Annotated in this window: 14 protein-coding genes, 3 pseudogenes and 1 riboswitch; of the genes and pseudogenes, 5 read left to right on the top strand and 12 right to left on the bottom strand. The window is 73.6% G+C overall.

Features of this window, described 5'->3' with window-relative positions; translation table 11 throughout:
- Positions 1-97 (top strand): annotated as a pseudogene (locus ACFVHV_RS36860) (ABC transporter ATP-binding protein); the annotation flags it as partial.
- Positions 98-154: 57 nt separating this feature from the next.
- A complete protein-coding gene (locus ACFVHV_RS36855) occupies positions 155-2,713 on the top strand; it encodes an ABC transporter permease (RefSeq protein ID WP_380357329.1) in 2,559 nt (852 codons plus the stop codon).
- A 178-nt stretch (positions 2,714-2,891) separates the two neighbouring features.
- On the opposite strand, the gene ACFVHV_RS36850 is transcribed toward ACFVHV_RS36855, so the two are convergent.
- From ACFVHV_RS36850 to ACFVHV_RS36820, 7 genes and pseudogenes are all read right to left on the bottom strand, one after another.
- Positions 2,892-4,259 carry an NAD(P)/FAD-dependent oxidoreductase gene (locus tag ACFVHV_RS36850; protein WP_359909991.1) on the bottom strand — a complete coding sequence of 456 codons (1,368 nt, stop codon included), beginning with the start codon at positions 4,257-4,259 and terminating at the stop codon, positions 2,892-2,894.
- Positions 4,260-4,688: 429 nt separating this feature from the next.
- Positions 4,689-5,630, bottom strand: a complete 942-nt coding sequence (locus ACFVHV_RS36845; RefSeq protein WP_359909994.1) for a Ppx/GppA phosphatase family protein — start codon at positions 5,628-5,630, stop codon at positions 4,689-4,691.
- Between the two features lie 128 nt (positions 5,631-5,758).
- Positions 5,759-6,298 (bottom strand): annotated as a pseudogene (locus tag ACFVHV_RS36840) (DUF501 domain-containing protein); the annotation flags it as partial.
- On the bottom strand, positions 6,270-6,791 hold the full coding sequence (locus ACFVHV_RS36835; protein WP_359910000.1) for a septum formation initiator family protein: 522 nt from the start codon (positions 6,789-6,791) through the stop codon (positions 6,270-6,272). The pseudogene ACFVHV_RS36840 and the gene ACFVHV_RS36835, both read right to left, overlap by 29 nt.
- A gap of 170 nt (positions 6,792-6,961) precedes the next feature.
- The gene (gene eno / locus ACFVHV_RS36830) at positions 6,962-8,248 is read right to left on the bottom strand and encodes a phosphopyruvate hydratase (protein WP_359910003.1); all 1,287 of its coding nucleotides are present in this window, start codon (positions 8,246-8,248) and stop codon (positions 6,962-6,964) included.
- A 313-nt stretch (positions 8,249-8,561) separates the two neighbouring features.
- Positions 8,562-9,479 carry a transglycosylase family protein gene (locus ACFVHV_RS36825; RefSeq protein WP_380357325.1) on the bottom strand — a complete coding sequence of 306 codons (918 nt, stop codon included), beginning with the start codon at positions 9,477-9,479 and terminating at the stop codon, positions 8,562-8,564.
- Positions 9,480-9,484: 5 nt separating this feature from the next.
- A riboswitch (cyclic di-AMP (ydaO/yuaA leader) is annotated at positions 9,485-9,653 on the bottom strand.
- Between the two features lie 221 nt (positions 9,654-9,874).
- Positions 9,875-11,263, bottom strand: coding sequence for a cytochrome P450 (locus ACFVHV_RS36820; RefSeq protein WP_359910009.1), 1,389 nt, complete (start codon positions 11,261-11,263; stop codon positions 9,875-9,877).
- A gap of 300 nt (positions 11,264-11,563) precedes the next feature.
- On the opposite strand from ACFVHV_RS36820, the gene ACFVHV_RS36815 reads away from it, so the two are divergent.
- Complete coding sequence (locus tag ACFVHV_RS36815; protein ID WP_359910011.1) at positions 11,564-11,986, top strand: SDR family NAD(P)-dependent oxidoreductase; 423 nt, start codon at positions 11,564-11,566, stop codon at positions 11,984-11,986.
- A 4-nt stretch (positions 11,987-11,990) separates the two neighbouring features.
- On the opposite strand, the gene ACFVHV_RS36810 is transcribed toward ACFVHV_RS36815, so the two are convergent.
- Entirely contained in the window at positions 11,991-13,046 is a 1,056-nt protein-coding gene (locus ACFVHV_RS36810; protein WP_380357322.1) for a MazG family protein, read from the bottom strand.
- Positions 13,047-13,326: 280 nt separating this feature from the next.
- On the opposite strand from ACFVHV_RS36810, the pseudogene ACFVHV_RS36805 reads away from it, so the two are divergent.
- Positions 13,327-13,899, top strand: a pseudogene (locus ACFVHV_RS36805) (transposase); the annotation flags it as partial.
- Positions 13,900-13,952: 53 nt separating this feature from the next.
- Here the strand turns inward: ACFVHV_RS36805 and ACFVHV_RS36800 are convergent.
- The 3 genes from ACFVHV_RS36800 to ACFVHV_RS36790 all read right to left on the bottom strand — a co-directional run bounded on the left by ACFVHV_RS36800 (position 13,953) and on the right by ACFVHV_RS36790 (position 18,738).
- The gene (locus ACFVHV_RS36800) at positions 13,953-15,581 is read right to left on the bottom strand and encodes a protein kinase (protein ID WP_380357320.1); all 1,629 of its coding nucleotides are present in this window, start codon (positions 15,579-15,581) and stop codon (positions 13,953-13,955) included.
- Positions 15,578-16,321 carry a hypothetical protein gene (locus ACFVHV_RS36795; RefSeq protein WP_380357317.1) on the bottom strand — a complete coding sequence of 248 codons (744 nt, stop codon included), beginning with the start codon at positions 16,319-16,321 and terminating at the stop codon, positions 15,578-15,580. Before ACFVHV_RS36795 ends, ACFVHV_RS36800 begins: the two co-directional genes overlap by 4 nt.
- Positions 16,322-16,545: 224 nt before the next feature.
- Positions 16,546-18,738, bottom strand: coding sequence for an N-6 DNA methylase (locus ACFVHV_RS36790; RefSeq protein ID WP_380357314.1), 2,193 nt, complete (start codon positions 18,736-18,738; stop codon positions 16,546-16,548).
- A 217-nt stretch (positions 18,739-18,955) separates the two neighbouring features.
- Here ACFVHV_RS36790 and ACFVHV_RS36785 point away from each other — a divergent pair, with 217 nt between their 5' ends.
- Complete coding sequence (locus ACFVHV_RS36785) at positions 18,956-19,603, top strand: DUF4352 domain-containing protein (RefSeq protein ID WP_359910026.1); 648 nt, start codon at positions 18,956-18,958, stop codon at positions 19,601-19,603.
- A gap of 132 nt (positions 19,604-19,735) precedes the next feature.
- On the opposite strand, the gene mfd is transcribed toward ACFVHV_RS36785, so the two are convergent.
- Entirely contained in the window at positions 19,736-23,389 is a 3,654-nt protein-coding gene (mfd, locus tag ACFVHV_RS36780) for a transcription-repair coupling factor (protein WP_380357309.1), read from the bottom strand.
- Positions 23,390-24,173: the final 784 nt, after the last annotated feature.

Genomic DNA, 24,173 nt, shown 5'->3' with positions numbered 1-24,173 from the left:
CGCCGACGGCCGCATCGTCGACGAACTCCACCACCCCACCGCCGACACCGTCCTGGACCGCATGCGCCGCTTCGACGCCAAGGGCCGCACCAGCTAGTCAACCGATCCGGCCCGGCGGCCGCAGCCCGCTCACCGACCCTTCCCAGGACACCCCATGTATCGCACCGCACTGCGCAATGTGCTGGCCCACAAGGGCCGACTGCTGATGACGGCACTGGCCGTCATGCTCGGCACCGCCTTCGTGGCCGGAACCATGGTCTTCTCCGACACCTTCGGCAAGGCCATGCGGGACAGCAACTCCAAGAGCTACTCGGACGTCTCGGTCCAGGTGGTGGACCGCGCGGCCGGCTCCGCCGCCTCCGCCCGGCAGAAGAGCGAGGGCGGCTCGGCCGCCCTCACCGACGCCACCGTCCAGCAGCTGTCCGCCCTGCCGGGCACCGCCGGCGCCCGAGGCGTCGTCAGCGGCTTCACCGGCGTCGCCGACAAGAAGGGCAACCTGATCGGCCAGGTCTGGGCCGCCAAGGGCGCCAACTTCGCGCCGGGCCAGGACGGCAAGGACCCGCGCTACCCGATGGTCGAGGGCCAGGGCCCGAAGACCGCCAAGGAGGTCGCGCTCGACCGCAAGACCGCCGACAAGGGCGGCTACAAGGTCGGCGACACCGTCCGGGTCGCCGCCAACGGCCCGGTCGTCGAGGCGAAGCTCACCGGCGTCTTCACCACCGACGACCCGGTGGTCAACACCGGCGGCTCGCTCACCCTGTTCGACCGGGCCACCGCCCAGCAGACCCTGCTGGAGCCGGGCCGCTACAGCGGCATCGTGCTCACCGCCAAGCCCGGCACCAGCCAGGACGCGCTGCTCGCCCAGGCCCAGCCCGTGGTGCCTTCCGGCCACCAGTTCGACGTCGAGACCGGCGCCAAGCTCAAGGCCGACGAGCAGGACATGATCACCAGGAGCACCAGCAGCATGCGCACGATGCTCCTGGTCTTCGCCTTCATCTCGCTCTTCGTCGGCATCTTCATCATCGCCAACACCTTCACCATGCTGGTCGCCCAGCGCACCAAGGAGCTGGCCCTGATGCGGGCCATCGGTGCCAGCCGCAAGCAGGTCACCCGGTCCGTGCTGATCGAGGCCCTGCTGATCGGCACCGCCTCCGCCGTGGCCGGCCTGCTCGCCGGCATCGGGATCGGCGCCGGGATGCAGTCGCTGATCGGCGCGATGAACGAGAACATGCCGAACGGCTCGCTGGTGATCAAGCCGCTCACCGTCGTGGTGACGGTCGTGGTCGGCGTCCTGGTGACGGTCATGTCGGCCCTGCTGCCCGCCATGCGCGCCTCCCGGATCGCCCCGGTGGCCGCGATGAGCAGCGGCGACCAGCCGGTCTCCCAGAAGAGCCTGGTGGTCCGCAACACGATCGGCTCGGTGCTCGCCGGCGGCGGCCTCGCCCTGATCGGCTACGGCGCCTCCACCGGCAACGACAGCGGCCGGCTGCCGGTCGGCCTGGGCGCCTTCCTGGCCCTGATCGGCGTGTTCGTCCTGCTGCCGCTGCTCTCCCGTCCGGTGGTCGCGCTGGTCGGCCCGCTGCTGCGCGGTCTCGGCGGCACCCCGGGCAAGCTCGCCCAGCAGAACGCGGTGCGCAACCCGCGCCGCACCGCGGCCACCGCCGCCGCGCTGACCATCGGTCTGACCCTGGTCACCGGGCTCACCGTGATCGGCGCCTCGGTCAACGACACCATCGACCGGGCCGTCACCAGCTCGATGAAGGCCGACTTCATCGTCGGTGCCGCCAACGGCATGAGCCTGTCCGAGCAGGTGCCCGCCCAGATCGCCAAGGCCCCCGGGGTGGCCGCCTCCTCGGCGATGACGACCGCGTACTGGGACCTGAACGGCACCAGCAGGACGGTCAACGGCCTGGACGCGGCCGTCCTCGACCAGCTCGCCGACGTCGAGCTGACCAGCGGATCCACCGCCGGCTTCGGCCAGGGCCAGCTGCTGCTCGACGAGGACGCCGCCAAGAAGCTGAACGTCACCACCGGCTCGGTGCTGACCGTGGCCTACCCGGACGAGTCCGCCGGCAAGCTCACCGTCGGCGGCGTGTACAAGGCCGGCGGCATGCTCGGCCCGGTCATGCTGGCCAACAGCGAGATCGCCAAGCACGAGCCGAAGCCGTACGTCTCCGACGTCCTGGTCAAGGGCAAGGACGGCGCCACCGACGGCCTCAAGCAGGCGCTCAAGGACGCCACCGGCGCCAACCCGGTGATCGAGGTGAAGTCCAAGCAGGACGTCCGGGACGAGTTCAGCCAGACCATCACCTTCGCGCTGAACCTGATGTACGGCCTGCTGGGGATGGCGGTCCTGATCGCGATCCTGGGCGTGGTCAACACGCTGGCGATGTCGGTCTTCGAGCGCAAGCGCGAGATCGGGATGCTGCGGGCGATCGGCCTGGACCGCAGCGGCATCAAGCGGATGGTCCGTCTGGAGTCCGTGGTGATCTCGCTGTTCGGCGCCGGCATCGGCCTGCTGCTCGGCTGCTTCATCGCCTGGGCGATCAACGGCACCCTGAAGGCCAGCCTCTCCGGCCTGACCACGGTCCTGCCGTACGGCCAGCTGGCGATGTTCCTGGCGCTGGCCGGGGTGGTCGGCCTGGTGGCCGCGATCTGGCCGGCCCGCCGGGCGTCCAAGCTGGACATCCTGTCGAGCATCAAGACCGACTGACCGGTCCCGCAACGAGAGAGGTCCCCTGCCGGAGGGTTTCGGCAGGGGACCTTCTACTTCTGTACTCCGCCCGGTCGCACGGCCGGCTGAGCACCACGGAGGTCGTGGTCCGGCAACGCTGCCGGGCGGAGGGCCTCCGACTCATACCCCGGTGCTCCCACACAGGGGTCTCAGTCGCTTACTTGCTGGCGAGTGCCTTGTCGGCGGCCGGCTTGGCGGCCTCGACGGGCTTGGTGGGCGGAGTGACCTCCTGGATCGGAAGCTGCGGCCGCTCCATTTGGGCGAGGCCGACCATCTCGCGCTTGAGGAACATCGCGAGCGTCCAGTCGGTGAAGACGCGGACCTTGCGGTTGAAGGTCGGCACCATCGCGCCGTGGTACAGGCGGTGGAACCACCAGGCCGGACGGCCCTTCAGCTTGTACTTGCCGAAGAGGATCGCCACGCCCTTGTGCAGGCCGAGGCCGGCGACCGCACCGAGGTTCTTGTGCTTGTACTCCTTCTGCGGGAAGCCGCGCATGCCGGAGATCACGTTGTCGCCGAGGACGACGGCCTGGCGGCAGGCGTGCTGCGCGTTCGGCGGGCACCAGGCGCCCTCGCCGGCGGCGAGGTCCGGCACCTGGGCGTTGTCGCCGGCGGCCCAGACGTAGTCGAAGCCCTGGACCTGGAGGGTCGGCGCGGTGTCGACGTGGCCGCGCGGGCCCAGCGGCAGGCCGAACTCGGACAGCACCGGGTTCGGCTTCACGCCGGCCGTCCACACGATGGTGGAGGCGTCCATCTCCATGCCGTTCTTCAGCATGACGTGGCCGTCGACGCAGGAGTCCATGGAGGTCTCGATGTAGACCTCGATGTTGCGCTCCTCGAGCTTCTCCTTGGTCCACAGACCGAGGTCCGGGCCCATCTCGGGGAGGATGCGGTTGGCCGCCTCGACCACCACGAAGCGCATGTCCTCGCGGCTGACGGTCTTGTACAGCTTGGCCGCGTCGCGGGCCATGTCCTCGACCTCGGCGACGGTCTCGATGCCGGCGAAGCCGCCACCGATCACCACGAAGGTCAGCGCCTTGCGGCGGATCTCCTCGTCCGTGGTGGACTCGGCCTTGTCGAGCTGGGCCATGACGTGGTTGCGGAGGCCGATGGCCTCCTCGACCGTCTTCATGCCGATGCCGTTCTCCGCCAGACCCGGGATCGGGAAGGTGCGGGAGACCGAGCCGGTCGCGACGACCAGGTACTCGAAGGGCAGCTCGTAGCTGTCGCCGGCCGCGGGCTGGATGGTGGCGACCTTGCGGGCGTGGTCGATGCCGGTGACGGACCCGGTCAGCACCTCCGCCTGCTTGAGGGCGCTGCGCAGCGGCGCGACGAGGTTGCGGGGCGCGACGTTGCCGCCGGCCGCCTCGGGGAGGAAGGGCAGGTACGTCATGTACGACCGCGGGTCCACGACCGTGACGGTCGCTTCGCCGTAACGCATCTTCTTGAGGATGCGCATCGCGGCATACAGGCCGACGTAACCACCGCCGACAATGAGGATGCGAGGACGCTCCGTGGTGCTCATATCCGAAAGTATCCAGCACCGTCCGGAGCAGCCTTCGTGAGCCCGGTCACAAGATGAAGGACCCCCCGTGCTACACTGCGCGGCCGCAAAACCGGGCCCGGCACGGCGACCCCCACCCCTGGACGGCCCCGCGCGAGCGCGCGCCGGAGCACGACCGGCCTGAGCAGCAACGATCCGCACAGCGCCCGGGTTCCCGCGCATGATTTCGAATTTCAAACCTCAAGCGAGCCCTGACCTGCGATCCCATGGGCTACCCGGCCAGCAGGCCTTCGGTCCCACATTTCGGACGTAGCGGGCGAGTGGGTGCGGCGAATGGCCGGATCGCCATGTGAAGAAATTCACGAACTTTTCCACCCGCGCTCGGGCGCGCCCCGGCCCCGGCCCCCCGAAAGGGGTGCCGGGGCCGGTCCGGGTAAGCCCCGCACGGGGTCAGGAGGCAATACCCCAGGCGATTCCGTCGAGGATGTCGTGCTCGCTCACGACCACCTCGGCGGCGCCGGTGCGCTCCATGATCTCCAGCAGCTCCAGCGCCCCGGCCGCGATCACGTCCACCCGGCCCGGGTGCATCGACGGGATGGCCGCGCGCTCGGCGTGGGTGGCGGCCAGCAGCTCCCGGGCGATCCCGGCGACCCGGTCCCGGCCGATCCGCGAGTGGTGGATCGCCGCCGAGTCGTAGCCGGGCAGGCCCTGGGCGATCGCGGACACCGTGGTGACCGTCCCGGCCAGGCCCACCAGGGTGGCCGCGCCGGTCAGCGGGACGACCTCCTCCGCCCGGTCCAGCTCCGCCCGCACGTGCGCCCGGGCGGCCTCGACCTGCTCCGCGGAGGGCAGCTCGGCGTCGCCGAAGTACCGCTCGGTGAGCCGCACGCAACCGATGTTCACCGAGCGCGCCGCCTGGACGTCGTCCGAGCCGAGCACGAACTCGGTGGAGCCGCCGCCGAGGTCGAACACCAGGTACGGGCCGGGGAACTGACCGCCCGTCAGCTCCTTGGTGGCGCCCACGAAGGACAGGTGCGCCTCCTCCTCGCCGCTCACCACCTCGGGCTCGACGCCCAGGATGTCGCGCACGCCCTTGACGTACTCGTCGCTGTTCTCGGCGTCCCGGGAGGCACTGGTGGCGACGAAGCGGACCCGCTCCGGGCCGACACCGAAGCCGGCGATGATCTCCTGGTACTCCCGGCAGGCCGCGAAGGTGCGGGCCAGCGCGTCGGGGTGCAGCCGGCCGGTGCGGTCCACGCCCTGGCCCAGCCGGTTGACGATCATCCGGCGGTCGAGGTCGGTGATCTCCCCCGTCTCCGGGTCGAGGTCGGCGACCAGCAGGCGGATCGAGTTGGTGCCGCAGTCGATCGCGGCCACGCGGGTCGTGCTCACTCGGACTCCCGCTCCGCCGCGGCTTCCTCCACGGCGCGCTTCTTCGCGGCGCGCTCGGCGGTCTTCTGCTCCTTGGCGGCGATCACGGCCTCGTGGTCCTGGTCCTTGGCGCGGTTGCGGGCGACCCGCTCACCGGCGGCCTCGACCTCCGCCGGGGACACGCACGGGCCCTTGGCCCACCAGTCCTCCAGCATGCCGATCGCCTCGTCGCCGAGCGGGTTGACGCCCTCGCCGGCCGCCAGCGAGTGGCCGACCAGCACGTGCAGGCACTTCACCCGGTCCGGCATGCCGCCGGCGCTCGGGAAGCCCTCCAGCACCTCGATCGCGTCGCGCCGGGCGATGTAGTCCTCGTGCGCCCTCTGGTAGGCGGCCGCCAGCTCCGGGTCCTCGGCCAGCCGGGCGCTCTGGTCCTTCATCACGCCCTCCGCTTCCAGGGTGCCGATCAGCGAGGCGGCCTTGGGGCAGGTCAGGTAGTAGAGCGTGGGGAACGGCGTGCCGTCCGGCAGCCGGGGGGCCGTCTCCACGACGTCCGGGTTGCCGCAGGGGCAGCGGTGCGCCACGCCGCGCAGGCCGCGCGGCACCCGGCCGAGCTGGGCGGCGATGGCCGCGACGTCGGCGTCGGAGACGGAGGGGTGGTTCTCAGTGGTCATGGGGGGAGGTGTCTCCAACGGGGGACGGTGGGAGGGGAAGGGGGGTGGCGGGGGCCGCCGCCGCGGTGTCGGCGGCGTCCACCGAGTCCCAGATGCCGGCGTACCAGGGCTTGGCGGCCTTCGTCCGGTCGGCGGCGCTTCCGGAGGCCGCGGTGCCGGAGGAGGCCGCACCCGCCGCGGACGAGGAGGGCTGGGCGGAGGCCCGGCCGGCCGGATCCACCGCGATGTACGGGGTCTCCCCCGGCACCGCGTAGTGCAGCCGGGCGCGGGCCTGCGCCTTCACGTACTCCGGGTCCTGCCAGCGGGCCTTCTCCCGGCGCAGCTGCTCGACCTGCTGGCGCGCGTGGTCGGCCTTCGCCCGCTGGGCGGAGATCTCGGCGCGCTGGGAGATGAACTGCCGCGTCGGGTAGGCGAGGATCGCCACCAGCGAACAGAGCACCAGGACGAGGACGGTCGCCCGGCTCGTGAACCGGGGCCGGGCCGCCAAGCCCGGGATCCTCCAGCCAGCCATCTCCCGTATCCCCTCCTGGTCGCGACGGTGCCCCGCCGTCCACCCTACGGGGTGAACGGCGGGGCACCGGTCAGGCGTGCGCTACCGGGAGCGCCCGGCCCTCGTGCTCGCCGTGCGGATCGCTCCGCGCGGCGGCCGGGCCCGGTCGCTCCGCGGAGCGGCCGTTCCTGCTACTCCGCGGAGCGGAAGCGCGGGAAGGCGCCGCGGCCGGCGTACTCGGCGGCGTCGTCGAGGATCTCCTCGATGCGCAGCAGCTGGTTGTACTTGGCGACGCGCTCGGAGCGGGCCGGGGCACCGGTCTTGATCTGGCCGCAGTTGGTGGCGACGGCCAGGTCGGCGATGGTGACGTCCTCGGTCTCGCCGGAGCGGTGCGACATCATGCAGCGGTAGCCGTTGCGCTGGGCCAGCTCGACGGCGTCCAGGGTCTCGGTCAGCGAGCCGATCTGGTTCACCTTCACCAGCAGCGCGTTGGCGGTGCCGGTCTCGATGCCGCGGGCCAGGCGGGCCGGGTTGGTGACGAACAGGTCGTCGCCGACCAGCTGGACCTTGTCGCCCAGCTTGTCGGTCATGGCCTTCCAGCCGTCCCAGTCGGACTCGTCCAGCGGGTCCTCGATGGAGACCAGCGGGTAGGCGGCGACCAGCTCGGCGTAGTACTCGATGAGCTCGGCGGCGGTGAGGTCCTTGCCCTCGAACTGGTAGGCGCCGTCCTCGTAGAACTCGGAGGAGGCGACGTCCAGGGCCAGCGCGACGTCACGGCCGGGCACGTAGCCGGCCTTCTCGATGGCCTCGACGATGAGGTCCAGGGCCTCGCGGTTGGAGTCCAGGTTCGGGGCGAAGCCGCCCTCGTCGCCCAGGCCGGTGGACAGGCCGCGCTCCTTCAGCACGCCCTTGAGCGTGTGGTAGACCTCGACGCCCCAGCGGACGGCCTCGGAGAAGGACTCCGCGCCGATCGGGGCGATCATGAACTCCTGGATGTCGACGTTGGAGTCCGCGTGCGACCCGCCGTTGAGGATGTTCATCATCGGGACCGGCAGGACGTGCGCGTTCGGGCCGCCCAGGTAGCGGAACAGCGGCAGGTCGCTGGCCTCGGAGGCGGCGTGCGCGACGGCCAGTGAGACGCCCAGGATGGCGTTGGCGCCGAGCGAGGACTTGTCCGGGGTGGCGTCCAGGTCCAGCATGGCCTGGTCGATCAGGCGCTGCTCGGTGGCGTCGTAGCCGACCAGCTCCGGGCCGATCTGCTCGATGACGGCCAGGACGGCCTTCTCGACGCCCTTGCCGAAGTAGCGGTTCTTGTCACCGTCACGCAGCTCCAGCGCCTCGAAGGCACCGGTGGAAGCACCCGACGGGACAGCGGCACGACCCGTGCTGCCGTCGTCGAGGCCGACCTCGACCTCGACCGTGGGGTTGCCGCGGGAGTCGAGGATCTCACGGGCTACGACGACATCGATGGACGGCACGAGGCATCTCCTTGCGGAAGCAGGGTCCGGTCTGACGGTGGTGCTGTCAGCAGGACGATTGCGGAGTCGTTACGACCAGAGCCTAACCGCCCGGGCTCCCGGGGCCACGTCCGCCTCGGTCCCGTCTCAGCGTGTGGCCCCACTACCCACCGGTAGTTCACCTGCTTGTCCCAGCTTGTCCCACCGGAGCGGGCGAATGCGGACGAAGGGGACCGGTAGGACCGGTCCCCTTCGGACGGCGGGGTGAGGCGGCGTCGGCACCGGGCGCGGCGGGCGGGCCGGCGGCGGGCGGGCCGGCGTCGAGCGGGCCGGCTCAGCCGAGGTGCAGCACCTGGCCGGGCATGATCAGGTTCGGGTCGCCGCCGACCGTGCCGTGGTTCTGCTCGTACAGCGCGTGCCAGCCTCCGGACACGCCCTGGGCGGCGGCGATGGTCGACAGGGTGTCACCGGCGCGGACGGTGTAGTCGTGGCCGGTGGCCTGCGGGGCCGACTGCGCGGCCTGCGGGGCGTACTGCGGCTGGGCGGCGGCCTGGCCGGCGTAGTGCTGGTAGACGCTCTGGTGGCTGGTCCAGTACCAGGCGCCGTTGCTCTGGTACCAGTACACCTTGGCGTCGGCGTCCCAGCCGGCCTTGCCGGAGAAGCCCGGGGTCTGCGGCTGCGCCTGCTGCTGCGGGGCGGCCTGCTGGACCGGCTGCGCGGCGGGCTTCGAGGCCTGCTTCGGGGCCTGCTTCTGGGCGGCGGGCTGCTGCGCGACCGGCTTCTCGGCCGGCTTGGCGGCGGGCTTCGGGGTCTGCTGTTTGGGGGCGGACTGCGGCTTGGCGTCCGAGGAGGTGTCGACCGCGGCCGGGGCGCCGCCCTTGGTCAGACCGGCCTTCTGGGAGCAGACCGGCCAGGCACCCGGGCCCTGCGAGGCCAGCACCTTCTCGGCGACCGAGATCTGCTGGGCCTTGCTGGCCTGGTTGGCCTGCGGCGCGTAGGCGGTGCCGCCGTACGCCTTCCAGGTGCTGGAGGTGAACTGGAGGCCGCCGTAGAAGCCGTTGCCGGTGTTGATGCTCCAGTTGCCACCGGCCTCGCACTGGGCGACGGCGTCCCAGGTGGAGGCGGGGGCGGCGGAGGCACCGGTGGCGGTGAGGAGCGGCATCGCGAGTCCGACGCCGGCCACACCGGCGACGGCGATGGCCTTCTCGGCCTGGGTGCGACGACGGTGACGGCCAGTTCCAACGAACAGCATGAAGAGGTCCCTCTCCGCACGCCTGCGAGGTGAGCTGTCGGGTTCGGACCGGGAGGTGGCCCGGCCGCCGTATGCGGAAACGATTCCGCTCGGGCGGCTTCACCCCAAGCCGTGGGGAGACGGCAACAAACCTGGTTCCCCCGCCCCTGCCCAGGGTTCTGGTCGGTTTCCCGTGACGCGGCGGGCAGGACTCGGCGTTCCGCGTACGAGGTCCGCAGCTGCGAACTCCAGGGAGAGTAGACAGATCATCAGACCAATCACAAGCTCATATCGTCGATATCACACAATAATTACGGCGCGTGTTCGATCGCCTACCAACGGCGGTGTTATGTCCGGATTGATGGGTGTTCACACCCCCGCCGGCAGGTGGTTCGCGACGTCCCGTCAGGGCGATCTCAGCACGTCGGAGGCGTGGCGGGAGCGTGCGGAGAGGCCTGCGGAGAGGCCTGCGAAGGAGCGTGCGGAGGGGTCTGCGGAGAGGCGTGCGGGGAACGGCTCTCCGGACTGAATTCCACCGGGAGTTCGCGCAGCCCACGCATGATCAGACCACCGCGCCACCGCAGGTCGTCCGCGTTTTCCGCGAGCCGGAGATCGGGCAGCCGGGAAAGCAGCGTGGTCAGCGCGGCACGACCCTCCAAGCGGGCGAGCGGAGCGCCGATGCAGTAGTGGATGCCGTGCCCGAAGCCCAGGTGGGGGTTGTCCGTCCGGGCCAGGTCCAGGGTGTTCTCGGCCGCGAACCGGGCCGGGTCGCGGTCCGCCGCGGCGAGCACCACCAGCACCGGGTCGCCGACCGGAATGTCCACCCCGCCGATGGTCAGCGGACGGGTCGCGAACCGCCAGGTCGCCATCTCCACCGGCCCGTCGTAGCGCAGGAGTTCCTCGATCCCGGTCTCCAGGAGCGCGCTCTCCCCGCGGGCCACCGACTCCTGCAGCAACCGGCGCTGCTCCGGATTGCGCAGCAGGGCGTACGTGCCGTTGCCGATCAGGTTCACGGTGGTCTCGAAACCCGCGAACAGGAGGATGAAGGCCATCGCCGCGGCCTCGTTCTCGGTCAGGTGCTCACCGTGGTCACTGGCCCGGATCAGGCCCGAGATCAGGTCGTCCCCGAGGTCCGCTCGCTTGCGGTGGATCAGCTCCAGCAGGTACGCCCGCATCCGCTTCACCGCCCGCCCCACGCCGCCGCGCTGGCCGCCGCCGTGGCCCGGCTTCGTGTGGCGCACCATCATCCCGGCCCAGTCCCGGAAGTCGTCCTGGTCCTCGGCCGGCACGCCCAGCAGGTCGCAGATCGCGTAGATGGGGAGCGGGAAGGCGAACTCGTGGATCAGGTCCGCCGAACCGCGCTGCGCGAAGCCGTCGATCAGCCGGTCGGTGAGCTGCTGCACCCGCGGCTCGAACTCCGCCACCCGGCGCGGGGTGAACGCCTTCGACACCAGCCGGCGCAGCCGGGTGTGGTCCGGCGGGTCGATGTTCAGCAGGTGGGTCATCAGGTCCGCCTGCCGCTCCCCCGGGATGCCCACCCGGCCGGTGCGGTGCGCCTGCTCGCTGTGGTGCGCCGGGTTCTTCGACAGCCGGCTGTCCGCGAGCGCCTGCCGGGCGTCCGCGTACCGGGTCACCAGCCAGGCCTCCACCCCGCTCGGCAGCGTGGTGCGGTGCACCGGGGCGTGCTCGCGCAGCCAGGCGTAGGCGGGGTACGGGTCGGAGGCGAACTCCCAGGTGAACAGCTGCGGGGCGGTGGCGTCGGACGGCGTGGCGGCGGGCCGGGCGGAGTCGGGCTGAGCTGGCATGGACCGACCGTATCCGGTGCGACGGGCACGCCCCGCTCCGGCGGGCCGCCGCTCCTCCCGCCGACGGTCCGCGGCCGTCCTGCCGATGTTCCGTGGACGGCCCATGGACGGTTCATGGACGGCCCGTTGACTGTCCGCGGACGGTCAATGGACAGCTCTTGGCCGACTCTTGGCCGCGGTGCGGGCGTGAGCCTGGTCACCTGCGGGGTAATCCCTGTTGCGGAGGGTCAGGACGTGCCTACGATCCTCCGCAGTACGCGTGGGCGCCGGTGCGGTGTCGTCCACAGGGAGGAGCAGGCCATGCGGGTCAGCGGGTCAGTCGTCGTCATCGCGGTCCTCGACGGCGGTTCGGGCGCGGGACTCGCCCGCCGGTTCGCCGCCGCCGGCGCCTCCGGAATGCTCATCGCCGACCAGTACGCCGGCATCGCCGAGGACCTCGCCGCCGAACTCGACCGGCCGGGCTGCCCCGTCGTCGGCGTCTGCGGCGACATCCGCCGCCCCAGCGACGTCGCCGCCCTCGTCGACACCGCCGAGAAGCACCTCGGACCGATCGACGTGTTCGCCGTGGCCGGCCCGGACGGCGAGCGGATCATCTCGCTGGCCGAGCTGCCCGACCACCTCGACCTGGAACGGCTCGCCGAACTCGTCGTCCTCGTCGGCGAGGCCATCGGCGAACTCGTCCCGCCGCAGCGGTGCCAGGAGCACACCGCCACGGCGGCCTGAGCGCCTACTTCCCGTCGGGCTCCCCGGTCGGCTTGAGGCCTTCGGCCGCGCGCACCGCGTCCCGGTAACCGCGCGCGGCCGACCGCAGCGCCGCGTCCACGTCCACCCCGGCGTCGTGCGCCCGCTGCGCCACCGCGAGCAGCAGCCTGCCCGCCGAGTCGGCGGTCAGCTCGACCGGCAGCTCGTACGACTCGTCCGGCACCCCCGTGAAGCCCGCCCGGCGCACCCGGGACACCAGCTTCGCCGCGTACGCCAGCGCCGGCAGCCCGGCCGGCACACCGTCCAGCACCGACTCGCGGTCCGCCTTCTCGGCCGCCTTCAGCTGCTCCCAGTTCGCCTCCACCTCGGCGGCGCCGCCGGCCTCGACGTCCCCGAACACGTGCGGGTGCCGGTACATCAGCTTCTCGACGATGTCCCCGGCCACGTCGTCGACGGTGAACGGCTCGGTCGGGTGCTCCTCGGCGATCCGGGAGTGGAAGAACACCTGCAGCAGGACGTCGCCCAACTCCTCGCGCAGCGCCTCCCGGTCCCCCTCCTCGATCGCCTCGACCAGCTCGTACGCCTCCTCGACCAGGTACTTCACCAGGCTCTCGTGCGTCTGCTCGGCGTCCCAGGGGCAGCCGCCCGGGGAGCGCAGCCGGTCCATCACCGTCACCAGGTCCAGCAGCCGCGACCCCGGCAGGTCGTACGAGCCGGGCAGCACCTCGATCTCCGGCACCTCGCCGGCGTGCTCCACCGCCAGCCTCGCCAGCGCGTCGGTCAGCCCCGGATCCCCGTCCGGACTGCCCAGCCACACCGTCGGCCCGGCCCCGGCGGGCTGCCCGGTCAGCAGCCGCGCCAACGCGGGCGCCGACCCGGCCGGCACGACCTCCACCACCACCCCGGCCTGCCGCACCGCCGGCACCTGCGGATGCCGCTCGTCCCCCACCAGCACCCGCCCCGCCGACCGCAACGCCTCCCACGCCGGCCACGCCAGCAGGCCGGGAGCCACCCGGTGGGTGGTGGTCAGCAGGATCAACTTCGCGCCCGGAGTCTTCGTCGGCACAGCATTCGTCGTCACCCCCCGAACCTACCCCCGCACCCCCACCCCACCCGCCCGTTCCCCGCCCCCGGGCTCCGTTCCCGGGGCGGGACCCCGCCCGCCCGCATGAGCGCTGGAAGTCGGCCCGGCCGACTTCCTGATCCGGGATGCCAACACGCATGGGGGCACCGGATGTGGGCCGGTGGAGAACACGCCCGTCCCGGGATGTCCGGGGCTCCAAGAGGGCAGGAGCCACTGGGGATTCTCCGAGGACGGGCAGGGCGGCACGCCCCGGCCGGCACGGCGGCACCGGCACCGGGTGCCTGGGACCAGTGCCGCGCAGTGGCCCGGCCGGCGGCGGCCGGGGCCGAGGCACGGGCCCGGCACCGCGGCCCCATCCGCGCCACGAGGAGCTAACAGAACGGCGTGGTGCCCATGTCTGTTCGTGCTGCACCCGGGCATCCAGTGGGAGTGGCTGCCGCAGGAGCTCGGCTTCGGCTCGGGCATGACCTGCTGGCGCAGACTGCGCGACTGGCACGAGGCGGGGGCGTGGGACCGCCTCCACCAGGTGCTGCTGACCGAGCTGCACCGCCCGGCGGGCTGGACCGGCCGCCCGCGCCACCGGCCCCGGCAACTGTTCGCCGACCGCGGCCACGACTTCGACAAGTACCGCCGCCTGCTGCGGAAGCGCGGCATCAAGCCAGTGATCGCCCGCCGGGGCGTGCCGCACGGCTCCGGCCCCGGAGCCGTGCGCCGGGTCGCCGAGCGGACCAATGCCCGGAGCCACGGCTTCCGACGCCTGCGGATCCGCTGGGACATCCGCGACGACATTCACGAGGCCTTCCTCGAACTGGCCTGCTGCGTGATCACCTACCGACGCATCCGAGCCTTGTGTCAGCTCCTCCAAGGCCCGGCCCCCAGGACGGTGGAGGCCGTGGCCGCCGGTCAGTGCTTTGCCGGGGGCCAGGGGGTGGAGGTGGGGGTGAGGGTGGAGAGGGACTGGCGGAGGCGGCGGACGGTGGGGTGGTGGGGGCCGTCGCGGCGTTCGCGGTCGAGGAGGAGGGGGAGCAGCCACTGCCAGGCGTTCTGAGGGTCGCCGGTGGCGGCGAGGTGGAGGCCGATGCGTTCGCGGAGGTCGTAGGCGCGCTCGGGGTCGGTGTCGAGGCCGGATTCGAGGCGGGCGGTGTGGGCGGTGAGGAGGGCCTGGTACTCGGCGAGGGCCTCGGCGCCGTGACCGAGCCGGTCGAGGCAGATGGCGGCGCGGTAGCGGTGGTCGAGGCCCTGGGGGCCGTGCGGGCCGCCGTCGGCGGTGGCGGCGAGGCGGCGGTACTCGGGGAGGGCCTGCTGGGGGTGGCCCTCGTGCAGGAGGGTACGGGCGTAGATGGTGCGGATGGTGCGCACCAGGGGTGCGGCGGCGCCGAGTTCGGCCTCGGCCCGGGGCAGCAGGCGGGCGGCGAGGCCGAGCACCTCGGTGTGGCGGCCGGCGTCGACCAGGTCGGAGAGCCGGGCGCACTCGGCGCCGAGGTCGGGCTCCGCGGGGACGGGGGGAGGTGTCGCGGGGGCGGGTGGCACGAGGAAGGGCCGGGGCTCGGAGCGGACCACGGGCACCGGGGCGGCCGCCGCGGCCGGCGGCTGCGGCTGGTGCGGGTAGCGGAAGGGGCGGGCCGGGTCCGGCAGCGGGGTGTAGCGGGGCTGCGGGGCACCGTCGGCCGGGGGCAGCAGCGGGAGCAGCCGCGCGTACACGCTCCGGGCGTCGGCGGGGCGGTCGGCGGGCTGCTTGGCGAGCAGGTCGAGCACCAGCTGTTCCAGCGGCTGCGGCACGTCGGGGCGCAACTCCCGCAGCGGGACGGGTGGTTCGTCGACGTGTCGGCGCAGGACGCCGAGTGCGGTGGGGGCCCGGAACGGCTCCTCGCCGACGAGCATCTCGTGCAGCAGGCAGCCGAGCGCGTAGAGGTCGCTGCGCGGGTCGGTGGTGGCGGCGAGGGCCTGTTCGGGGGCCATGTAGGAGGGGCTGCCGACGGGCACGCCGGTGAGGGTCAGCCGGGTGGTCTCGGTGTCGAGGGCGGTGGCGATGCCGAGGTCGAGCAGGACGGTCCGGCCGTCCTCGCGGACCATGACGTTGCTCGGCTTGAGGTCGCGGTGGACCACCGGGATGGCGTGGACGGCAGCCAGCGCGGTGCACAGCTGGGCGGCGACGGCCGCCGCGCGTTCGATCGGGAAGGGCGCGTCCTCGGCGATGAGGTCGGCCAGGCTGACCCCGGGGATGCGCTGCATGACGAGGTAGAGCTCGCCCTCGTCCTCGCCCGCGTCGAAGACGGTGACCAGCCCGGGGTGGTCGAGCGCGGCCGTGATCCGGCACTCGCGCAGGAAGCGGCGGCTCAACTCGTCGCCGTGGCGGGCCCGTTCGCCTCCGGGGCCGGTCCCGCCGGGGAGCAGGTGCTCGGGGCGGAGCAGCTTGACCGCGACCGGGCGGTGCAGTCGTTCGTCCTGGCCGGCCCAGACCTGGCCCATGCCGCCGTGGCCGATCTTCTCGGTGAGCCGGTAGCGGCCGGCGATCAGCCGGGTGGCGGTCACGGCCGGTCCTCGCGGGCCTGGCGGCGCAGCAACTCGCCCAGCTCGCGCAGGTCGTGGGCGGTTTCGGGGGCGGGGGCCGAGGGGGCGGGCGCCGAGGGGGCGGGGGCGGCGGTCGCGGTCGGCGCGACGGGACCGGGCACGGGAGCGGGAGCGTGAGCGGGCACGGGGGCCTGCGCGGGCGCCCCGTACCCGGGCACGGTGGCCCCGTACGGCGAGACGTTCGGCACCGCGTACGGCGAGAGGACCTGCGGAGCGGTGCGCGGCACGGCCTGCGGCGCCGGAGGCCCGGCCAGCCAGACCGCGCGGCTGTCCATCACCAGGAAGTGCGCCGTCGGCAGGAGCCAGAGCACGGCCAGCGTGATCTGGCCGGTGGTGTCGGCGGTCGGGTTCTTCAGGGTGCCCGCGACCCCGGCGGAGACGATCATGGCGAGCAGCAGCGCGCAGAACACCGCCGCGCCGAGGATGTCGTACGCCCGTCGGCGCCGGACCGCCAGCAGCAGCGAGGGGACGACCCCGAGCAGGCCGAAGGTGACCAGCGGGGCCAGCGCGCACAGCACCCGCACAACCACCCCGAACCGTCCGGGGATCGGGGGCGGTCCGGCCACTCCCCCCGGCCCGGCCGCTCCCCCGGGTGCGGGCGGGCCCGGCACCGGGCCCGGCGCGTACCCCTGCCCGGGCCCCGGCCCGTACGGCGCCCCGCCGGGCGGCGGTCCGAACTGCCCGGGGTACTGCCCTGACATGCGCGCTCCTGAGCTGGTGAGGACCGGCACCGAGGGCGGTGCGAGCGGTTCCGCACACCGTACCGCCCGGCCCGGCCGCTCCGGAGGGCTTCCGTCCGCCCGCTGCCGCATCGGTATCCCGCCGGTACCGCGCCGCTACTGAGCCGGGGTCACCTGCGGGCGCGCGCTGCGGGTCCTGCCGGATCGGGCCCCCGCGGGCCCGGCCCCGGTCCGCGGGGCGGGTGTCAGTCCGGCGGCGCCAGGGTGCCGGTCGCCAGGGCGTCGGTGGCGGCCTGGGCGAGGCTGCGGCCGAGGGCGGCGGCCTGGGCGAGGGCGGTGTCGAAGGCGGCGAGGCGGGCGAAGGCGGCGCCGAGGCGCTGCTGGGCGGGGAGCGGGAGGCGGGGCAGTTCGACCCGGCGGATGTCGAGCCGGGCGGTGGTGGTGGCGTGGCTGGCGGCGCGCCGGGTGCCGGCGGTGGAGCGGAACTGGCCGGCCAGGAACTCGGGGTCGAGGGCGGCCGGGTCGGGCCGCAGGAGGTGGAGCTGGCGGCCGAGGGCGGCGCCGACCAGCGGGCCCTCGGCGGGGACGACCCGGGCGGTGCCGCCGCCGAGGGCGGGGACCAGGACGTCGCCGGGGCGGGTGCGGACGTCCCCGGCCGGGCCGGGGCCGGCGGCCAGGACGGCGCTGGGCGCGGCGCCGGTGGCGAGGTCCTGGTCGGTGACGACGGGGGTGCCGCCCGAACCCGGCCCGGCCGGCTTGGTGGCGGCGCCGGTGCCGGAGGAGTGCACCTCCAGCGCGCCGCCGCGGACCAGCTCGCCGATGGTGACCACCCCGACGGGAGCCGTACCGGACGCCCCGCCGGACGCAGCGCCGGCCATCCCGTCGGACGCGGCACCGGTCACGGCGCCGGGCCGCGGCAGCAGCGCGACCGGGTCGGGCAGATCGGCCAGCAGTTCGGCCAGCCGGCCGCCGAGGTGGGAGAGTTCGGCCGCGCCGCCGAGCGGGGCGGCGGGCGGGACGTGCCGGGCCGGGGAGAGGTCGGTCTCGTCGTCGAGCAGGTCGATGGCGGCCATCGCCCGGTGGACGCCGGGACGGTCGGCGGGGACCGGCAGGCCCTCGCGCGCGGCGAGGTCGAAGCCGCGCCAGGCCTCCAGGACGGTGCGGCGCAGCTCGGTCCAGTCGACCTTGTCCCGGCCGCCCTCGGCGGCCTGCGCCCCGGCGGCCCCGCCCGGACCGGCGAGCGCCGCCCCGGCGTCGAGCATCAGCACCTGGCGGAAGTCGCCGCCCGGCCGGGGTGCGCGCAGCACCCACAGGTGCAGCGGGACGCCGTACGGCGGGGCGGCGCCGGCCGGCAGCGCGATGACGGCCCGCAGCGCGCCGGAGCGGAGCAGTTCGGCCCGGATGCGGCGGCCGGCCCGGCGGGCGGCGACGGTCGGCGGGAGCAGCAGGGCGGCGAGGCCGCCGGGGCGGGTGTGCGCCAGGCAGTGCAGCACCCAGGCGAGTTCGGACTCGCCGCGCGGCGGGACGAGCCCGCCGGGCCAGCGGGTGTCGAACTGCAGCTCGTCGTGGCCCCAGTCGCGCTCGTTGTACGGGGGCTGGCAGAGCACGGCCTCGAAGGTGTCGCCGGGGAAGCCGTCGGCGCGCAGGGCGTCGCCGGCCCGCAGGTCGAGCGGGAGCGGGCCGGGGTCGTCGGCGGGGGTGTGCAGGGCGATCCGGAGCCGGGCGAGGGCGGCGGTGACCGGGTCGGCGTCCTGGCCGTAGCGGCCGGTGGTCGGCGGGTGGGCGAGCAGGACGGAGCCGAGGCCGACGGCCGGGTCGAGCACGGTGGCGGGGACGCCGGCGACGGCGGCGAGCAGTTCGGCGGCCTCCGGCGGGGTGGGGCTGAGCTGCCGGGTGTTGGCCTCCGCGTACCGGGTGAGCAGCTGCTCGTACGCGCCGACCGGGCCCGTCTGCGCGGCGAGTTCGGCGAGCAGCCGGGCGAGGTCCAGTTGGGTGCTGCCGAGCAGGCCCGGGAGGCCGAGGGTGCGGGCGCCGTCGGGGCCGAAGGCGTGCACGGCGGCGCCGGTGACGGCCCGGGGCAGCGCGAGGGCGAGCCGGGTGTCGGGCCGGTCGGCGAGCCCGGCCCACTGCGCGGGCTCGCGGTGCAGCAGCAGGAGCAGGGCGCCGGCCTCGACCAGCGGGGCGGCGGGGTGGCCGGCCGGGTCGCGGAGGGTGTCGACGAGCTGCCAGACCCGCTCCAGCAGCGGGAGTTCGGCGATCTTGCCCTGGGCGCGCAGCCAGGACTCGACCTCGGCGAGCGCGAAGGCCGGGCTGGCGTCGGTGCCGCCGACCGGGCGCGGGAAGTCGGGGTGGCGGCGGCGCCAGTTGCTGACCGCGGCCCGGCCGACGCCGGCCAGCCGGGCGATCTCGGCGGCGGTCACTTCGGGACGGTCCGGCACGGGGGCTCCTTCGGTGGGGGCTGCGACCGCACAGCCGGGGCGGGGGCGGGGGCTGTGACCGCACAGCATAGCGACGCACCCCTCGATCACAGTTCACATGTGAACAGAGCTCTTTTGTGAAATCGCATTGACATGGTTCACGGCCGAGTGGTGTGATCTCTCCGTCGCCACCGAACGGGGCGGCGCAGGGAAGAGCACCGATCACCGGGAGACACCCATGTCCGCGAACGCCCGCCGCACCGCCGTCCGCCGCGCCACCGCCCGGCGCGGCGCCACCCGCCGCACCGCCGTCCTGCTGCTGGGCGCCGCGCTGGTCACCCTGAGCGCGACGGCGTGCAACTCCACCGGCGGCGCCTCCGTCTCGACGGAGGCGAAGCAGACCGCGGCCGCCACCGGCTCCGGGGCCGCCAAGCCCGCCGGGGACAAGCCCGCCGACACCGGCAAGGCGCCCGCCAAGCTCGGCGACACCATCGCGCTCAAGGGCAACGACCCGGCCGACACCGCCGACGTGACGCTGGTGAAGGTGGTCGACAACGCCGAGGGCGAGGACGAGTTCACCCACCCGGCCGACGGCAAGCGCTTCGTCTCGGTCCAGTTCCGGATCAAGGCGAGCGGCAAGAAGGCCTACAGCGACGTCCCGGGCAACAGCGCCAAGGTGGTGGACGCCCAGGGCCAGGCCTTCGGCAGCACGATCGCGGACACCAAGGCCGGCCCGGGCTTCCAGGTCCCCGCCAACATCGCGCCCGGCGAGAGCGCCCTCGGCTTCGTCACCTTCGAGGTCCCGAAGGACGCCAAGCTCGACAAGGCCCAGTTCGGCCTCGACAGCGGCTTCGCCCCGCAGACCGGCCAGTGGAAGCTCGGCTGACGCAGCTGTTCACAGTCGGCCGGCCGCCGCACCGCGTCAACGACGGCCGGCGCCCGTCCACACGAAACGGCGGCCCCGGGGCAGAGCCCGAGACCGCCGTGAACCACCTGGAGGGCGGGGCCCTCCGGATGCCTACTTCTTCGCCCCCGCCAGGTCGTCGAACATGGCCGACAGGAACTCGGTGCACCAGCCCAGCAGTTCCCGACCGACCAGCGGCTTGCCGCCGATCCGCCCGGTGCTCGGGCGCGGCACCAACAACTGCTGGGCCGCCGCCTTCACCTGGCTGCGCGGGTAGAGCCGGTTCAGCCGCAGCTGCTGGGACTCCCGCAGCTCCACCGGCCCGAAGCGGACGTTGGAGCCCTGGAGGGTGATGTCCGAGATCCCGCACCGCCGGGCGTACAGCCGCAGCGCCGCGACCAGCAGCAGGTTCTCCACCGGCTCGGGCAGCTTGCCGTAGCGGTCCACCAGCTCGTCCCGGACCTGCTGGATGTCCTCCTCCGAGTTGACCGCGGCGATCGAGCGGTACGCCTGCAGCCGCAGCCGCTCGCCGGGCGCGTAGTCGTGCGGCACGTGGGCGTCGACCGGCAGCTCGATCTTCACCTCCAGCGGCTCCTCCTCCGGCTCCCCGCCGCCCGCCAGCGACTCGCGGAACTCCGCCACCGCCTCGCCGACCATCCGCATGTAGAGGTCGAAGCCGACGCCCGCGATGTGCCCGGACTGCTCGCCGCCGAGCAGGTTGCCCGCGCCGCGGATCTCCAGGTCCTTCATCGCGACGTACATGCCGGCGCCCATCTCGGTGTGCTGGGCGATGGTGGCCAGCCGCTCGTGCGCGGTCTCGGTGAGCGGCTTCTCCGGCGGGTACAGCATGTACGCGTAGCCGCGCTCGCGGCCTCGCCCGACCCGGCCGCGCAGCTGGTGCAGCTGGGAGAGGCCGAAGGTGTCGCCGCGCTCCACGATCAGGGTGTTGGCGTTGGAGATGTCGATGCCGGACTCCACGATCGTGGTCGACACCAGGACGTCGAACTCCTTCTCCCAGAAGTCGACGACGACCTTCTCCAGCTGGTTCTCCCCCATCTGCCCGTGCGCGGTGGCGATCCGCGCCTCGGGCACCAGGTCCTTCAGCCGGGCGGCCGCCTTGTCGATCGACTCGACCCGGTTGTGGATGTAGAACACCTGGCCCTCGCGCAGGAGTTCACGCCGGATCGCGGCCGAGATCTGCTTCTCGTCGTACGGCCCGACGAAGGTCAGCACCGGGTGCCGCTCCTCCGGCGGGGTGGTGATGGTGGACATCTCGCGGATGCCGGTGACCGCCATCTCCAGGGTGCGCGGGATCGGGGTCGCGGACATGGTGAGCACGTCCACGTTGGCGCGCAGCTTCTTCAGCTGCTCCTTGTGCTCGACGCCGAAGCGCTGCTCCTCGTCGACGATGACCAGGCCGAGGTCCTTGAACCTGGTCTCGGAGGAGAACAGCCGGTGGGTGCCGATGACGACGTCCACCGAGCCCTCGAACAGCCCCTCCAGCACGGCCTTGGCCTCGGTGTCGGTCTGGAAGCGGGACAGCGCCTTCACGTTCACCGGGAAGTTCGCGTAGCGCTCGGCGAAGGTCGAGAAGTGCTGCTGCACCAGCAGCGTGGTCGGCACCAGGACCGCCACCTGCTTGCCGTCCTGCACGGCCTTGAACGCGGCCCGCACGGCGATCTCGGTCTTGCCGTAGCCGACGTCGCCGCAGATCAGCCGGTCCATCGGGACGGACTTCTCCATGTCCGACTTGACCTCGGCGATGGTGGTCAGCTGGTCCGGCGTCTCCGCGTACGGGAAGGCGTCCTCCAGCTCCCGCTGCCACGGGGTGTCCGGGCCGAAGGTGTGGCCGGGGGCGGCCATCCGCGCCGAGTACAGCTTGATCAGGTCGGCGGCGATCTCCTTGACCGCCTTCTTGGCCCGCTGCTTGGTCTTCGCCCAGTCCGCGCCGCCGAGCCGGTGCAGCGTCGGGGCCTCGCCGCCGACGTACTTGGTGACCTGGTCGAGCTGGTCGGTCGGCACGAACAGCCGGTCGCCGGGGTGGCCGCGCTTGGCCGGGGCGTACTCCAGCACCAGGTACTCGCGGGTGGCGCCCTGGACGGTGCGCTGCACCATCTCGACGTACTTGCCGACGCCGTGCGCCTCGTGGACGACGTAGTCGCCGGCCACCAGCGCCAGCGGGTCGATCGCGTTGCGGCGGCGCGAGGGCATCCGGCGCATGTCCTTGGTGGAGGACTTCTGGCCGGACAGGTCGGTCTCGGTGATGACCGTGAGCTTCAGGTTCTCGTCGACGAAGCCGTGCTCGATCGAGCCGCAGGAGACGTGGACGACGTCCCGGGTGGGCGCCTCGGCGAGGTCGGCGACCAGGCGGGCCGGGATGCCCTCGTTGCCCAGCACCTCGGCGAGCCGGGAGGCCGGGCCGTGGCCCTCGGTCACCATGACGACCCGCCAGTCGGCGGCCAGCCGCTCCTTGGCGTCGGCGATCGCCCGGGCGGTGTCGCCCCGGTAGGCCTCGACGGCGTGCATGCCGAGGGTCAGCGTGTTGGCGTCGCCGTGCCAACCGGCGACTCCGTCGCGGGCCGGGATGCCGTCGACGGTCGACTCGCTGGTCGCGAACGGGCTGACGGACCACCAGGGCAGCCCGATCTCGGCGGCGTGCTCGCGCACCTCGGCGAGCGAGCGCAGCGAGGCGGCGGAGACGTCGATGGTCTCCAGGTCGATCGGGCGGTCCCCGCCGGCCGCGGCCGCGACCCAGGAGGCGTGCAGGAACTCCTGGCTGGTCGCCACCAGGTCGGCGGCCCGGGTGCGGACCCGCTCGGGGTCGCAGACCACCGCGACCGAACCGAGCGGCAGCACGTCGACCAGCAGCTCCATGTCGTCCACCAGCACCGGCGCCAGCGACTCCATGCCCTCGACCGCGATGCCCTCGGCGATCCTGTCCAGGATCTCGGCCAGCCCGGGATGCTCGGCGGACAGCTCGGCGGCCCGGGCCCGCACCTCCTCGGTGAGCAGCAGCTCGCGGCAGGGCGGCGCCCACAGACCGTGCTCGGCGATCTCCAGCGAGCGCTGGTCGGCGACCTTGAAGTAGCGGACCTCCTCCACCTCGTCGCCCCAGAACTCCACCCGCAGCGGGTGCTCCTCGGTCGGCGGGAAGACGTCCAGGATGCCGCCGCGGACGGCGAACTCGCCGCGCTTCTCGACCAGTTCGACGCGCGCGTAGGCGGCGGCGGAGAGCCGGCGGGCCACCTCCCCCAGGTCGTACGACTCGCCGCGCCGGACGGCCACCGGTTCCAGCTCGGCCAGCCCCTTGACCTGCGGCTGGAGCACCGAGCGGACCGGGGCGACCACCACCTGGACCGGCCCGGCCGCCGGATCGTCCGCCCGCGGGTGCACGATCCGGCGCAGTACGGCCAGCCGGCGCCCGACGGTGTCCGAGCGGGGCGACAGCCGTTCGTGCGGCAGGGTCTCCCAGGCCGGGAACTCGGCGACGGCGTCGACGGGCAGCAGGGAGCGCAGCGAGGCCGCGAGGTCCTCGGCCTCCCGGCCGGTCGCGGTGACGGCGAGCACCGGGCGGCCGCGGTCCCCGGCGGCCTGCCCGCCGAGCGCGCGGGCCAGCGCGGCGATGGCGAACGGCCGGGCGGCGGGCGGTCCGACCAGGTCCAGGTGGCGGCGTCCACCGGCCGCGGCTCCGGGGGCGGTGGCCGCCTCGATCGCCTCGGCGAGCGCCGCGTCCCGCGCGACGACATCGAGCAGTCCGGTCAGGCTCATCTGGGGTCTCTTCTTCGTCCCGTGGCTGATGCTGCCCCGGGGCGGCGAAGGCCCGCCGGGGCAACGCGAACGGCCCGGCACGCCGAGCGGCCGGGGGTCTCCAGCCTACGCCGCGGCAGGGACGCGCACGCGGTCCACGGCTTCGGCGAGGCCGGACCGGGGCCGTGCCGGACCCGCGGCGGGGCCGCGTTGGGGCCGCGCCGGGACCGGAAGGGGGTGAAAGGGGGCGAAAGGGGGTCGGCCGGGGTCGGCCGGGGACCCGGAGCACCGGGCATCCGCGCGGCCGCCCGCACGGGTTGTCAGGAACACGTCCGAGAACGAACGACTGGACGGAACACCGGACCGGCCGGTGGACGAACCAACCGGGAGCCGGCCCGAACGGGGCACGGCTATCCGCCACGAACTGGACATACTCCTGTCACTGGCCGTCCATGGAGATCGCGCACCATGGTGAACGTGCCCGCCGCACCCAACCGTGGGGGATGGCTGTGGAGGGCGCTGTCGCACCCCCGATGGGGTCGGAGGTGCGAGGCCGGGCGGCCCTGGGTGGGGGCGCCCGCCCAAGCGCCGGGAACCGTGGCGCCCTTTCCTGGAGGGCGCCACGGGTCTCGGCCTCTTTCGTTCCCGGGGGCCCACCCCGTCGACCGCCGTCCTGTCCCGAAGCCCGCCCGTCGACCCGGGCTCCCATCCCGTCGACCCGGGCGCGCCCGGCACGGCGAAGGCCCCGAGCGCCTCGCGCGGGGCGGTGTGGGCCTTCGCGCGGGGGCGTCGGACGGGCGGGTCA

The sequence above is a fragment of the Kitasatospora sp. NPDC127116 genome (genome assembly GCF_042677365.1).
In the GTDB taxonomy this organism is placed as follows: Bacteria; Actinomycetota; Actinomycetes; order Streptomycetales; family Streptomycetaceae; genus Kitasatospora; species Kitasatospora lactacystinica.
Note: the sequence above shows the minus strand (reverse complement) of the source record. Positions and strands in the feature narration are given on the sequence as shown.

Excerpts from the sequence above, each read along its gene's own strand:
- ACFVHV_RS36855 (WP_380357329.1), top strand. The coding sequence starts at position 155 with ATGTATCGCACCGCACTGCGCAATGTGCTGGCCCACAAGGGCCGACTG.
- ACFVHV_RS36850 (WP_359909991.1), bottom strand. The coding sequence starts at position 4,259 with ATGAGCACCACGGAGCGTCCTCGCATCCTCATTGTCGGCGGTGGTTAC.
- ACFVHV_RS36835 (WP_359910000.1), bottom strand. The coding sequence starts at position 6,791 with ATGGCTGGCTGGAGGATCCCGGGCTTGGCGGCCCGGCCCCGGTTCACG.
- ACFVHV_RS36825 (WP_380357325.1), bottom strand. The coding sequence starts at position 9,479 with ATGCTGTTCGTTGGAACTGGCCGTCACCGTCGTCGCACCCAGGCCGAG.
- ACFVHV_RS36820 (WP_359910009.1), bottom strand. The coding sequence starts at position 11,263 with ATGCCAGCTCAGCCCGACTCCGCCCGGCCCGCCGCCACGCCGTCCGAC.
- ACFVHV_RS36815 (WP_359910011.1), top strand. The coding sequence starts at position 11,564 with ATGCGGGTCAGCGGGTCAGTCGTCGTCATCGCGGTCCTCGACGGCGGT.
- ACFVHV_RS36795 (WP_380357317.1), bottom strand. The coding sequence starts at position 16,321 with ATGTCAGGGCAGTACCCCGGGCAGTTCGGACCGCCGCCCGGCGGGGCG.
- ACFVHV_RS36785 (WP_359910026.1), top strand. The coding sequence starts at position 18,956 with ATGTCCGCGAACGCCCGCCGCACCGCCGTCCGCCGCGCCACCGCCCGG.
- mfd (WP_380357309.1), bottom strand. The coding sequence starts at position 23,389 with ATGAGCCTGACCGGACTGCTCGATGTCGTCGCGCGGGACGCGGCGCTC.